The sequence below is a fragment of the Kosakonia oryzae genome, assembly GCF_001658025.2.
GTDB classification, from domain to species: domain Bacteria; phylum Pseudomonadota; class Gammaproteobacteria; order Enterobacterales; family Enterobacteriaceae; genus Kosakonia; species Kosakonia oryzae.
The window spans coordinates 857,827-869,944 of record NZ_CP014007.2; the positions used below are offsets into that span (position 1 = coordinate 857,827).

Genomic DNA, 12,118 nt, shown 5'->3' on the forward strand with positions numbered 1-12,118 from the left:
ATTATGCTGATGCAGGGAGAAGATCATGGATATTAACAACAAAGCCCGTATCCACTGGGCGTGCCGCCGTGGAATGCGTGAACTCGACATCTCAATAATGCCTTTTTTCGAACATGAGTACGACACGCTGAGCGATGATGACAAACAGCTGTTTGTTCGTCTGCTGGAAAGTGACGATCCTGATTTATTCAACTGGTTAATGAATCATGGAGAGCCTCAGGACGCGGGGTTACAAAAAATGGTGCGGTTAATCCAGACACGGAATCGGGATCGTGGTCCTGTGGCAATCTGAGTTACGCGTCTCCTGGCGCGCACAATGGATCTCGCTTTTGCTCCACGGTCTGGGCGCAGCACTCATTTTGCTGATGCCCTGGCCTTTGAGTTACACACCGCTGTGGCTGCTGTTGCTGTCGCTGGTGGTTTTTGATTGCGTGCGCAGCCAGCGGCGGATCAATGCCTGCCATGGCGAGCTCAAACTGCTGATGGATTCCCGCCTGCGCTGGCAGGGCGTGGAATGGGATATTATCGGAACGCCGTGGATGTTACGCAGTGGAATGATGCTGCGCTTGCGCCGTGAAGAGGATGGGCGTCGTCAACATTTATGGTTGGCGGCAGACAGCATGGATGCGCAGGAGTGGCGCGATCTGCGCCGGGTAATATCACAGAAACCGGCGCAGGGGCTGCATTAACAGGGGAAATGGCTGCCTTTAAACCAGCCGTTCCGCCATCTCTGTCAGGATTTGCTCACACCATGACTGAATGCGCGAATCGCTCAGGTCGTACTGATTGGTTTCGTCCAGCGCCAGGCCGACAAACAGTTGACCATCGGCAATCACCGGTTTGCTGCTGGTAAATTCGTAGCCTTCCGTCGGCCAGTAGCCGATGAACGTCACGCCTTTGGGTGCCAGTTTGTCATGCAGCATGCCCAGCGCATCAAGGAACCATTCGCCGTAGCCGAGCTGATCGCCCATGCCGTACAGCGCGATGATTTTGCCGTCAAGGTTGAGGTCATCAAGCTGATCCCAGATGGCTTCCCAGTCTTCCTGCAATTCGCCAAAATCCCAGGTCGGAATGCCGAGGATAAGCGCATCGTATTGCTCCATCAGTGCGGGTGCGTCATCTTTCAGATTGTGCAGTGTCACCAGTTCCGGCCCGATAATTTCGCGGATTTTCTCCGCCGCCATTTCGGTATAGCAAGTGCTGGAACCGTAAAACAGGCCAATATTCATAACGTAAACGTCTCAATTCCGGATGTGTCTTTGTGAGCAGTGTACCAGAATCGTACGGCTATCAGGCATAATGCAGCGATTGAGAAACGGAGGCGTTTCAATGGAGCAGGATTTCGCACGTATCGAACAATTTCTTGACGCGCTCTGGTTGGAAAACAATCTGGCGGACAATACGCTCAGTGCCTATCGCCGCGATTTGCAAGGTGTGGCCGAGTGGCTGCATCATCGTGGAAGTAGTCTGATGCAGGCGAGAAGCGATGACTTACAGGCGTTGCTGGCCGAACGCGTGGATGGCGGCTACAAAGCTACCAGTTCAGCGCGTCTGCTCAGCGCTGTACGAAGACTCTTCCAGTACCTGTACCGGGAGAAAATCCGTAGTGACGATCCCAGCGCGCAACTGGCCTCGCCGAAGCTGCCGCAGCGTCTGCCAAAAGACTTAACGGAAGCGCAGGTTGAGAGACTTTTACAGGCTCCGGTAGTTGACCAACCGCTGGAGTTACGCGATAAAGCCATGCTTGAGGTTTTATATGCCACCGGGCTTCGCGTCTCTGAACTGGTCGGGTTGACCATGAGCGATATTAGCCTGCGCCAGGGCGTGTTGCGGGTGATTGGTAAAGGTAATAAAGAACGGCTGGTACCGTTGGGTGAAAATGCGGTGTACTGGGTGGAAAACTACCTTGAACACGGGCGTCCGTGGCTGCTGAATGGTGTATCGATTGATGTGCTGTTTCCCAGCCAGCGTGCTCAGCAGATGACGCGCCAGACTTTCTGGCACCGTATCAAGCACTATGCCGTGCTGGCGGGGATTGACAGCGAAAAGCTTTCCCCTCACGTTTTACGTCATGCTTTTGCCACGCATTTGCTTAATCACGGTGCGGACCTGCGCGTGGTGCAAATGCTATTGGGGCATCAGGATCTTTCTACAACGCAAATTTATACGCATGTGGCCACCGAGCGGCTGCGTAAGCTTCATGAACAGCATCACCCGCGGGCGTGATGGCTGATAATTAAAGGATGTTTTATGAAAAATGGTTTGATTATGTTCACCCTGCTGGCAGCGGCTTTTTCCGGCGTTGCGCATGCCGACGACGCCGCTATCAAGCAGTCGTTGGCAAAACTGGGTGTACAGAGCTCTGAGATATTGCCCGCTCCCGTCGCCGGAATGAAAGCGGTATTGACCAACAGCGGTGTGCTGTATGTGACCGAAGACGGCAAACATATTATCCAGGGACCGATGTACGATGTCAGCGGCGCGCAGCCGGTGAATGTCACCACGCAAATGCTGTTGCCGCATCTTAACGCGCTGGAAAAAGAGATGATTGTCTACAAGGCGCCGAAAGAAAAACACGTGATCACCGTGTTCACCGACATCACCTGCGGTTATTGCCAGAAACTGCACAGTGAGATGGCGGATTACAACGCGCTGGGTATCACCGTCCGCTATCTGGCGTTCCCGCGTCAGGGCGTGCCGAGTGAAGTTGAAAACCAGATGAAAGCGATCTGGTGTGCCAAAGATCGCAATAAAGCCTTTGATGACGCGATGGATGGCAAAGGCATCAAACCGGCCAGTTGCGATATTGATATTGCTAACCACTATGCGCTGGGCGTGCAGTTTGGCGTCAACGGAACACCGGCCATTGTGCTGAACGATGGCTACCTTGTTCCGGGCTATCAGGCACCGGCTGAGATGAAAGCCTTCCTCGACAAACATCAGCAAGCCACCAGCGGTAAATAAAACGCGTGAAAGCTCAGATACAACTTCGCCGCCGTAAGGTGGATGATTCTGCGGAACTGGCGGAAGGCTTACCGCCGTTACTGCGTCGGCTCTACGCCAGCCGCGGCGTGCGTAAGGCCAGCGAACTGGAGCGCAGCGTAAAAGGCATGCTGCCCTGGCAGCAACTTACCGGTATTGATGAGGCAGTTTCGCACCTTTATCAGGCGCTGCGCGAAGATTTACGCATTATCGTGGTCGGTGATTTTGATGCCGATGGCGCAACCAGCACGGCGCTCAGCGTCCTGGCGCTGCGTGCGCTGGGCTGTGAAAATGTGAGCTACCTGGTGCCGAACCGTTTTGACGACGGTTACGGTCTCAGCCCGGAAGTGGTCGATCAGGCGCATGCGCGCGGCGCGCAGTTGATCCTGACAGTGGACAACGGTATTTCCTCGCATGCCGGGGTGGCGCGGGCGCACGAACTGGGTATTCCTGTGGTCGTGACCGATCACCATCTGCCTGGCGATACCCTGCCGGATGCGGAAGCCATTGTGAACCCCAACCTGCGCGACTGTGATTTCCCGTCGAAATCGCTGGCGGGCGTCGGTGTCGCTTTTTATCTGATGCTGGCGCTACGCGCTTTTCTGCGCGACAACGGCTGGTTTGAATCGCGCGGTCTGGCAATGCCGAATCTTGCGGAACTGCTCGATCTCGTCGCGTTGGGAACGGTAGCAGACGTGGTGCCGCTTGATGCCAACAACCGTATTCTCACCTGGCAAGGCCTGAGCCGGATCCGCGCCGGGCGCTGTCGTCCTGGCATTAAAGCGCTGCTTGAAATCGCCAATCGCGACGCGCAGAAACTGGCGGCAAGCGACCTGGGTTTTGCGCTGGGCCCACGGCTGAACGCGGCGGGCAGGCTGGATGATATGTCGGTGGGCGTCGCGCTGCTGTTATGCGATAACCTCGGCGAAGCGCGTCAGTTGGCTAACGATCTGGATGCGCTGAATCAGACGCGCAAAGAGATTGAACAAGGGATGCAGGCCGAAGCGCTAACCTTGTGCGAGCAGCTTGAACGAAGCCGCGATACGTTGCCCGGCGGGCTGGCGATGTATCATCCTGAATGGCATCAGGGGGTGGTGGGGATCCTTGCCTCGCGTATCAAAGAGCGTTTTCATCGGCCGGTGATTGCCTTCGCGCCTGCTGGCGATGGCGTTCTGAAAGGTTCCGGGCGTTCAATTCAGGGGCTGCACATGCGTGATGCGCTGGAGCGCCTGGATATGCTCTACCCTGGCATGATGCTTAAGTTTGGCGGTCATGCGATGGCTGCTGGTTTGACACTGGAAGAGCATCGTTTCGAAGAGTTTCAACAACGCTTCGGCGAACTGGTGACGGAATGGCTGGATCCGGCGCTGTTGCAGGGTGAGATTGTTTCTGACGGCCCGCTAACGCCGCAAGAGATGACGCTGGATGTCGCCGAAATGCTGCGTGAAGCCGGGCCGTGGGGGCAAATGTTCCCGGAGCCGCTGTTCGATGGCGAGTTTCGGCTGTTGCAGCAGCGGCTGGTGGGCGAGCGTCACCTGAAGGTCATGCTCGAGCCGGTCGGTGGCGGCCCGCTGCTTGATGGCATAGCGTTTAACGTCGATACCACCTGCTGGCCGGACAACGGCGTGCGGCAGGTGAATATTGCTTATAAACTTGATGTCAACGAGTTCCGCGGGAATCGTAGCGTACAGCTTATCATCGAAAATCTCTGGCCACTTTAGCGCCAGTATTCGCTACAAAAAAGGGCGTGGATCCGGTAAACTCCCGCCCTTATCACCGCATTTTGACAAGTCCATTAAAAGAAATCAGACCATGTTTGAAATTAACCCGGTAAAAAATCGTATTCAGGACCTCACGGAGCGCTCCGACGTTCTTAGGGGGTATCTTTGACTATGACGCCAAGAAAGAGCGTCTGGAAGAAGTAAACGCCGAGCTGGAACAGCCGGACGTCTGGAATGAGCCAGAGCGCGCACAGGCGCTGGGCAAAGAGCGTTCCTCACTTGAAGCTATCGTCGATACCCTCGATCAAATGTCGCAGGGGCTGGAAGATGTCTCCGGTCTGCTGGAGCTGGCAGTAGAAGCTGACGACGAAGAAACCTTTAACGAAGCGGTCGCCGAGCTGGACGGGCTGGAAGAGAAGCTGGCGCAGCTTGAGTTCCGTCGCATGTTCTCCGGCGAGTATGACAGCGCCGATTGCTACCTCGATATCCAGGCGGGCTCCGGTGGTACCGAAGCGCAGGACTGGGCGAGCATGCTGATGCGCATGTATCTGCGCTGGGCGGAAGCACGCGGCTTCAAAACTGAAATTATCGAAGAGTCTGAAGGTGAAGTCGCGGGTATTAAATCTGTGACCATCAAGATCATCGGCGATTACGCCTACGGCTGGCTGCGTACCGAAACCGGCGTTCACCGCCTGGTGCGTAAGAGCCCGTTTGACTCCGGCGGCCGTCGTCATACCTCCTTTAGCTCCGCATTTGTCTACCCGGAAGTGGAAGACGATATTGATATCGAGATTAACCCGGCGGATCTGCGTATTGACGTCTATCGCGCATCTGGCGCGGGCGGCCAGCACGTTAACCGTACGGAATCCGCGGTACGTATTACCCATATTCCGACCGGGCTGGTAACGCAGTGCCAGAACGATCGTTCTCAGCATAAAAACAAAGACCAGGCCATGAAGCAGATGAAAGCGAAGCTTTATGAACTGGAAATGCAGAAGAAAAATGCGGAGAAACAGGCGATGGAAGACACCAAGTCCGATATCGGCTGGGGAAGCCAGATCCGTTCTTATGTCCTGGATGATTCCCGCATCAAAGATCTGCGTACCGGGGTTGAAACCCGCAACACGCAGGCGGTGCTGGACGGCAGCCTGGATCAATTCATCGAAGCAAGTTTGAAAGCAGGGTTATGAGGAACCAACATGTCTGAACAACAAGCACAGGGCGCTGACGCGGCAGTCGATCTTAACAATGAACTGAAAACCCGCCGCGAGAAGCTGGCGCAACTGCGCGAGCAGGGTGTGCCGTTCCCGAACGATTTCCGTCGTGACCAGACCTCTGACAAGCTGCACGCTGAATTTGATGGCAAAGAGAACGAAGAACTGGAAGCCCTGGGTATTGAAGTGGCCGTTGCTGGCCGCATGATGACCCGCCGCATTATGGGTAAAGCCTCATTCGTAACCTTGCAGGATGTGGGCGGTCGTATTCAGCTGTACGTTGCGCGCGATGATCTTGCAGAAGGCGTATATAACGAACAGTTCAAAAAATGGGACCTCGGCGATATCCTCGGCGCGCGCGGCAAGCTGTTCAAAACCAAGACCGGCGAACTTTCCATTCACTGCACCGAACTGCGTCTGCTGACCAAAGCTCTGCGTCCGCTGCCGGATAAATTCCATGGCTTGCAGGATCAGGAAGCGCGCTATCGCCAGCGTTACCTGGATCTCATCTCTAACGATGAATCCCGCAATACCTTTAAAGTGCGTTCGCAGATCCTGGCCGGTATTCGCCAGTTCATGGTGAGCCGCGACTTTATGGAAGTTGAAACGCCGATGATGCAAGTGATCCCGGGCGGTGCGTCCGCGCGTCCGTTTATCACCCATCACAACGCGCTTGATCTGGACATGTATCTGCGTATTGCGCCGGAACTGTACCTCAAACGTCTGGTGGTTGGCGGCTTCGAGCGCGTGTTCGAAATTAACCGTAACTTCCGTAACGAAGGTATCTCCGTTCGCCATAACCCTGAGTTCACCATGATGGAACTCTATATGGCGTATGCGGATTATAAAGATCTGATCGAACTGACCGAATCGTTGTTCCGCACGCTGGCGCAGAATATTCTCGGCAAAACCGAAGTACCTTACGGCGATGAAGTTTTCGACTTTGGCAAACCGTTCGAAAAACTGACCATGCGCGAAGCGATCAAGAAATACCGTCCGGAAACCAACATGGCGGATCTGGATAACTTCGACAGCGCGAAAGCAATTGCTGAAAGCATCGGTATCAAAGTTGAGAAGAGCTGGGGTCTGGGCCGTATCGTGACCGAAATCTTCGAAGAAGTGGCCGAAGCGCATCTGATTCAACCGACCTTTATTACGGAATACCCGGCGGAAGTTTCCCCGCTGGCGCGCCGTAACGACGTTAATCCGGAAATTACCGATCGCTTCGAGTTCTTCATCGGCGGTCGTGAAATTGGTAACGGCTTTAGCGAACTGAATGATGCGGAAGATCAGGCGCAGCGTTTTGCTGACCAGGTTGCAGCAAAGGATGCGGGCGACGACGAAGCGATGTTCTTCGACGAAGACTACGTGACCGCGCTGGAACACGGTCTGCCGCCGACGGCGGGCCTGGGCATTGGTATCGACCGTATGGTAATGCTGTTTACCAACAGCCACACCATTCGCGATGTGATCCTGTTCCCGGCAATGCGTCCGGTGAAGTAATCGCCCGGCGATAAAAAAAGCCCCGCGTGAACAACGACGGGGCTTTTTTATACCTGCAATGTGGCGACAAAATCTCTGAGCGCGGCCTGCGCAGTGGCTGCTTCTGCCACCATCCACGGGCTAAAAGCCCAGGGCGTAGCATTGAGCGCCTGCAATAACGCCTGCAGATCCACCCACTGATATTCCATCACTTCATCGTAGTTAATCGTCAACGGCGTTGTGATTTGCGCGGCGAAGACCGGGCAGATTTCGTTTTCCACGATGCCGGAAGGATCGGTTTCACGGTAACGGAACTCTGGTGCGATGGCGGTAATGCGCCCGATCCCGGCGCCGACTTCATAACGGCAGCGGCGAATAAGGGCCTGTTCGGTGGTTTCCCCTTTTTGCGGATGCCCGCAAACGGAGTTCGTCCAGACGCCTGGCCAGGCTTTTTTACTTAATGCACGCCGTGTCACCAGAGACTGCCCTGCGGCATTAAAAATCCAGCATGAAAAAGCCAGATGTAACGGCGTTTGCGATGTATGTGCGGCGTACTTTTCCTGCGTACCGGTTACCACTCCCTGCTCATTCACTAAAATAACGTGCTCTTGTGTACCCATAACGACTCCCGAACATAAAACGCCGGGTGGCGCTGGACTTAGCCAGTTTACACGGAACACGATCCCTGCAAACCAGCCAGCCACAGCGCCACCGGGCAAACGCGATTATAACCAACTATCAGGCGAAAAGTTTTGCCCAGAGAGCGGAAAAGGGCATTACCAGTACCAGTCCGGGCAACATATTCGCCACCGGGAACGGCTTGATATTACAAATCCGCAGCCCCGTTGCGACCATGATTAGCCCTCCCGCGCAGGAAAAATCCCCCATCATGTTCGGAGTGATCATATGCAGGATGTAAACCGCCAGCGTTGCCAGCGCAACCTGCACGGCAATCAGTGGTAAACCGATGGTCATTACTGAGAAGCCCAGCATGGTGGCGAAAATGGCGGCGGTAAACAAATCGAGCACCGTTTTGATATACAGGATGGAGGGATCGCCAGTCATGCCTTCATGCATCGCACCGAAGATACCTGTGCCACTGGCGCAAAACAGCACCAGAATCGCGACAAATTTCTCCGTAAATTCATCGTGGCTCAGGCCCTGAACCGGTGGGAACACGCGGTTGATTAAGCCGCGCGTTGTGCCTGCCGCCCTACCGATCTGTTTTTCCAGAAAGAATGCTTCGCCAATGACTGCGCCCAGCACCATTGCCAGAACCACGGCAGGCATAAACTTCACTTTTATCACCAGGTTGATACCAAGACCGACCGAACAGAGACCAAAGGTCAGGGGCAGCGCCACTTTTACGCGCTCCGGAATACGCTTGCCAACGAGTGAACCCAGCAAACCGCCGACAATAACGGCAACGCCATTCACATAAGGACCGATTAACATAATATTTCCTGCATGATTACGCGTTATGAGCCAGGTTGCCCTCGCCCCAGCGCGGAAGGTTTTTCACATCAATACCAAACAGGTCTAACGCGCGGCTGACGCTGTGGGTAATGATTTCATCAGTGGTTTGCGGGCGCTGGTATAGCGCCGGAACCGGCGGGAAAATAATTCCGCCCATTTCTGTTACCGCCTGCATGTTGCGAATATGTCCGAGGTTAAGTGGCGTTTCGCGCGCCAGCAGCACCAGACGGCGGCGCTCTTTAAGCACCACGTCGGCGGCCCGGGTTAGCAGGTTATCTGTCAGGCAGTTTGCGATGGATCCCAGCGAACGCATAGAACAGGGGGCAACGAGCATGCCCATTGTTTTAAACGATCCGCTGGAAATGGCTGCGCCAAGATTACCAATAGGGTGAACCACATCTGCCAGTGCCAGCACCTCATCCAGCTGATAGTCCGTTTCCAGCTCACAGGTTTTTTCCGCCCCTTTTGAGATAACCAGATGGACTTCAAGATCCTGCGCACGTAAAAGCTCAAGTGCCTTTACGCCATACTGAAAACCAGAAGCACCGCTAATGCCGACAATGATGCGTTGAGATGCCGCCACATTGTTCCCCTTACTCGAAATCAGGCAGGAAGCGTTTCACATCAATCTCTTTAAACTTCGAGCGTTCAAAATGGCTTTTCAGATGGAATGGCACCGTACAGTCAAAGAGGGTTTTGCAGGACATGCCCGGCTGTGAAATGCTCGGGCTGTAAGCCGGGATCTGCGAGGGATCGAGCGGATGGCAGCGAACCCCGGGAATCGTGACGGTATCGACATCACCCTGATATCGGGTTTGCATTGCCCACAGCACATCGTCGCTGTCGAAAATATCTACGTCTTCATCAACCAGAATCACGTGTTTCAGTTCCGGGAAGGCAGAGAATGCCAGCAGGGCTGCCTGGCGCTGACGACCTTCATCCGCCGGGGAGAATTTTTTGAATTGCATCACCGCCAGCAGTTTACCGCCGCCCGCAGAGTGTGCGAACACGTTGAGCAGCTTGCCCGGCATTGCGCGGCCCACCATATCAAGGATACTGGCTTCCGTCGGGATGCCCGCCATATTGACGTGTTCTTCGCCTGGACCCACAGTGGTACGCCAGATCGGATTGTAGCGATGGGTGACGGCTTTGACTTTGATTACCGGCAGCGCATCTTTGGCCTCGCCGGTATAGCCGGGAAATTCAGGCATCGCTTTACCGGTATTGGTGTTCTGATCTTCACGCAGGCGTACGTTCGGCAGCAGTTCGCCTTCGATAACGATCTCCGCATGCGCAATGGCGCGTTCGTTGATGGTTTTACACTGCACCATTTCTACAGCCTTGCCGCGCAGGGCACCGGCAACGCTCAGTTCGTCATAACCCAGCGGGGTAGTTGGCGGCTCAAAGCAGGCAGCGATTTCGATAGCAGGATCGACGCCAATGCTGATCGAGATCGGCAGTGGTTTCCCGGCAGCTTCCGCTTTCATGCGGAATGCATCGATATGGCGGCCCGGGGTTAACCACATCGACAGCTCGTCGCGGCTCTGTACGCAAAGGCGATGAATGGTGATATCGGATTCGTGTGTTTCAGGATCGGAAGCGTAGCACAGACCCATTGTGATGTACGGGCCGGCATCCTCTTCGGTATTGGTGGGTGCTGGTAGCAGTTTGCGCAGATCGAAGTTAGCGTCGCTGGCCAGATGGACTACCTGTTGGCAGACGGCATTGTCTTTGGTCAGCACTGGCGGAATAGGGTTCTGCACGGAATCTTTCAGCAGGTGGCCCAATTTTTCCGGCGCACAGTTGAGAAAATGGCTGACGCGTTTACGCGAGCCGTTCAGGCCGATAGCCACGCTGATATCCTGGAAGCCCTTCACTTTATTGAACATCATCACCGGGCCGTTTTTACGTGTTGGGCGCTGGCAAGTGCCGCCCGCGCCAACGTAACGGTAAACACCGGAAAGTTCGGCGTGTGGATCAACTTCAGTATCGGTTTCGACATATTCGCCGGGCAGTGTTTTTAATAATTCAATCGCCGAGCGTAAATCTGTAACGCCGCTGGTATTTTTATTTGTGCTATTTGACATAGTCTGTTCCATCGAAAAAAGGGTTTACTGTCGTGGCTACCTTATTTTTCCAGTGAACATTAAACAAATACCGTTTTCCTGATTCAGACCAGATCAAAAAAGTACTATTTATAAAATTGTTAAATTTAGGTTTCTAATTTGATTGAGAAACCAGACTTTTCCTTTTCTGCGCTAAGTGTGATACTGAGCGCCGGGAGATCGTGGAGAAGATCTGTATGGATTTGAAAAGGTTGCGCTATTTTTGCCGCGTTGTAGAGCAGGGTTCCGTAAGCCAGGCCGCGAAAGTGCTGAATATGGCGCAGCCGCCATTGAGTAAACGGATCCAGGAACTGGAAGAAGAGCTACAGGTTTCACTGTTTACCCGCCAGGGAAATCGTATTGAGCCAACTGATGCTGGATATTTTCTTTATCGTAAAGCATGCGAAATATTACGTCAGGTTGAAGACACCGCCCGCGAAACGGTCGCTATTGCTAATAAAGAGAAATTCAAGTTAAGAATCGGCTTAACCCATCTTTTCCAATCGTATTTCAAGCCATTGTTGCTGGAGCTTTATAAGCGTCATCCTGATGCGGAGATTAATATTTCGGTAACGGATTCCAGCCATCTGGAAACCATGCTTAACGAAGGTGCAATCGATCTGGCATTGATCCAGCGCCCCTATCGTAGTGAAGGTTTTGATTATGTCTCCTTCGATCCGGTACGGCTGGTTGCGGTGATCAGCAAACAGTGTTTGCCTGAAATGCCAGCGAGCCCATTTGATTACCAGGCGCTGGCGGCATTTCCGCTGGTGTTGCTGCACCGGGCAAAAGATGCCGGAACGTATGAGATGTTAATCGACCTGTTCCGTAAAGCGGGTGGGAATCCGCGGGTGATCATGCATATCACCCAGCCAGGCGTGATTCTGGAATGGCTTGAGTCTGGTCTCGCAGCGGCGACGCTGCTGCCGTCATCAGAGGTGGATGCAGCTAAATTAATCAACTGCCACGTAGTAGATGTTTTTCCGTCGCCGCAGGTATTTTACCCGGCTCTGGTGAAGATGCCGGCAATGCCGTATCTGCCGGAAATGATGGAAATCATTGCTCAGGGCTATCCGATGCCGCGCCATTCATCGTGAAAGTATTGGCATCCGGATTGTGGCTGCTATCATAGGTCGCC

Annotated in this window: 13 protein-coding genes; 8 read left to right on the plus strand and 5 right to left on the minus strand. The window is 54.1% G+C overall.

Annotation, left to right across the window (positions count from 1 at the left end; genetic code table 11):
* Positions 1-25: 25 nt before the first annotated feature.
* Positions 26-292 carry an FAD assembly factor SdhE gene (sdhE, locus tag AWR26_RS04200; protein WP_064563820.1) on the plus strand — a complete coding sequence of 89 codons (267 nt, stop codon included), beginning with the start codon at positions 26-28 and terminating at the stop codon, positions 290-292.
* On the plus strand, positions 273-689 hold the full coding sequence (locus AWR26_RS04205; RefSeq protein ID WP_043956668.1) for a protein YgfX: 417 nt from the start codon (positions 273-275) through the stop codon (positions 687-689). Before sdhE ends, AWR26_RS04205 begins: the two co-directional genes overlap by 20 nt.
* Before the next feature lie 18 nt (positions 690-707).
* Here the strand turns inward: AWR26_RS04205 and fldB are convergent, their stop codons facing one another.
* Positions 708-1,229 carry a flavodoxin FldB gene (gene fldB, locus AWR26_RS04210; protein WP_064563822.1) on the minus strand — a complete coding sequence of 174 codons (522 nt, stop codon included), beginning with the start codon at positions 1,227-1,229 and terminating at the stop codon, positions 708-710.
* A gap of 100 nt (positions 1,230-1,329) precedes the next feature.
* Here fldB and xerD point away from each other — a divergent pair, with 100 nt between their 5' ends.
* The 5 genes from xerD to lysS all read left to right on the plus strand — a co-directional run bounded on the left by xerD (position 1,330) and on the right by lysS (position 7,420).
* A complete protein-coding gene (gene xerD / locus AWR26_RS04215; protein ID WP_064563824.1) occupies positions 1,330-2,226 on the plus strand; it encodes a site-specific tyrosine recombinase XerD in 897 nt (298 codons plus the stop codon).
* Positions 2,227-2,250: 24 nt separating this feature from the next.
* Complete coding sequence (dsbC, locus tag AWR26_RS04220) at positions 2,251-2,964, plus strand: bifunctional protein-disulfide isomerase/oxidoreductase DsbC (RefSeq protein ID WP_007370257.1); 714 nt, start codon at positions 2,251-2,253, stop codon at positions 2,962-2,964.
* 5 nt (positions 2,965-2,969) lie between these two features.
* Positions 2,970-4,703 carry a single-stranded-DNA-specific exonuclease RecJ gene (gene recJ, locus AWR26_RS04225; protein WP_064563825.1) on the plus strand — a complete coding sequence of 578 codons (1,734 nt, stop codon included), beginning with the start codon at positions 2,970-2,972 and terminating at the stop codon, positions 4,701-4,703.
* Positions 4,704-4,794: 91 nt separating this feature from the next.
* A protein-coding gene (prfB, locus tag AWR26_RS04230; protein ID WP_107147091.1) for a peptide chain release factor 2 occupies positions 4,795-5,893 on the plus strand; the annotation gives its coding sequence in 2 pieces (ribosomal slippage) (positions 4,795-4,869 and positions 4,871-5,893; 1,098 coding nt in all).
* 9 nt (positions 5,894-5,902) lie between these two features.
* On the plus strand, positions 5,903-7,420 hold the full coding sequence (gene lysS, locus AWR26_RS04235; protein WP_007370260.1) for a lysine--tRNA ligase: 1,518 nt from the start codon (positions 5,903-5,905) through the stop codon (positions 7,418-7,420).
* Between the two features lie 47 nt (positions 7,421-7,467).
* On the opposite strand, the gene idi is transcribed toward lysS, so the two are convergent.
* The 4 genes from idi to AWR26_RS04255 form a co-directional block, all read right to left on the minus strand.
* Positions 7,468-8,019 carry an isopentenyl-diphosphate Delta-isomerase gene (gene idi / locus AWR26_RS04240; protein WP_064563827.1) on the minus strand — a complete coding sequence of 184 codons (552 nt, stop codon included), beginning with the start codon at positions 8,017-8,019 and terminating at the stop codon, positions 7,468-7,470.
* Between the two features lie 118 nt (positions 8,020-8,137).
* The gene (locus AWR26_RS04245; protein ID WP_064563829.1) at positions 8,138-8,854 is read right to left on the minus strand and encodes a DUF554 domain-containing protein; all 717 of its coding nucleotides are present in this window, start codon (positions 8,852-8,854) and stop codon (positions 8,138-8,140) included.
* A gap of 16 nt (positions 8,855-8,870) precedes the next feature.
* Complete coding sequence (locus AWR26_RS04250) at positions 8,871-9,458, minus strand: UbiX family flavin prenyltransferase (RefSeq protein ID WP_074922549.1); 588 nt, start codon at positions 9,456-9,458, stop codon at positions 8,871-8,873.
* Between the two features lie 10 nt (positions 9,459-9,468).
* Complete coding sequence (locus tag AWR26_RS04255) at positions 9,469-10,962, minus strand: UbiD family decarboxylase (RefSeq protein ID WP_064563833.1); 1,494 nt, start codon at positions 10,960-10,962, stop codon at positions 9,469-9,471.
* Between the two features lie 215 nt (positions 10,963-11,177).
* On the opposite strand from AWR26_RS04255, the gene AWR26_RS04260 reads away from it, so the two are divergent.
* Positions 11,178-12,077 carry a LysR family transcriptional regulator gene (locus AWR26_RS04260; protein ID WP_064563835.1) on the plus strand — a complete coding sequence of 300 codons (900 nt, stop codon included), beginning with the start codon at positions 11,178-11,180 and terminating at the stop codon, positions 12,075-12,077.
* Positions 12,078-12,118 lie beyond the last annotated feature (41 nt).

What these genes read in the sequence shown, in the direction of transcription:
- AWR26_RS04245 (WP_064563829.1), bottom strand. Translation starts at nt 8,854, where the DNA reads ATGTTAATCGGTCCTTATGTGAATGGCGTTGCCGTTATTGTCGGCGGT.
- sdhE (WP_064563820.1), top strand. Translation starts at nt 26, where the DNA reads ATGGATATTAACAACAAAGCCCGTATCCACTGGGCGTGCCGCCGTGGA.
- AWR26_RS04260 (WP_064563835.1), top strand. Translation starts at nt 11,178, where the DNA reads ATGGATTTGAAAAGGTTGCGCTATTTTTGCCGCGTTGTAGAGCAGGGT.
- dsbC (WP_007370257.1), top strand. Translation starts at nt 2,251, where the DNA reads ATGAAAAATGGTTTGATTATGTTCACCCTGCTGGCAGCGGCTTTTTCC.
- AWR26_RS04255 (WP_064563833.1), bottom strand. Translation starts at nt 10,962, where the DNA reads ATGTCAAATAGCACAAATAAAAATACCAGCGGCGTTACAGATTTACGC.
- lysS (WP_007370260.1), top strand. Translation starts at nt 5,903, where the DNA reads ATGTCTGAACAACAAGCACAGGGCGCTGACGCGGCAGTCGATCTTAAC.
- idi (WP_064563827.1), bottom strand. Translation starts at nt 8,019, where the DNA reads ATGGGTACACAAGAGCACGTTATTTTAGTGAATGAGCAGGGAGTGGTA.
- xerD (WP_064563824.1), top strand. Translation starts at nt 1,330, where the DNA reads ATGGAGCAGGATTTCGCACGTATCGAACAATTTCTTGACGCGCTCTGG.
- fldB (WP_064563822.1), bottom strand. Translation starts at nt 1,229, where the DNA reads ATGAATATTGGCCTGTTTTACGGTTCCAGCACTTGCTATACCGAAATG.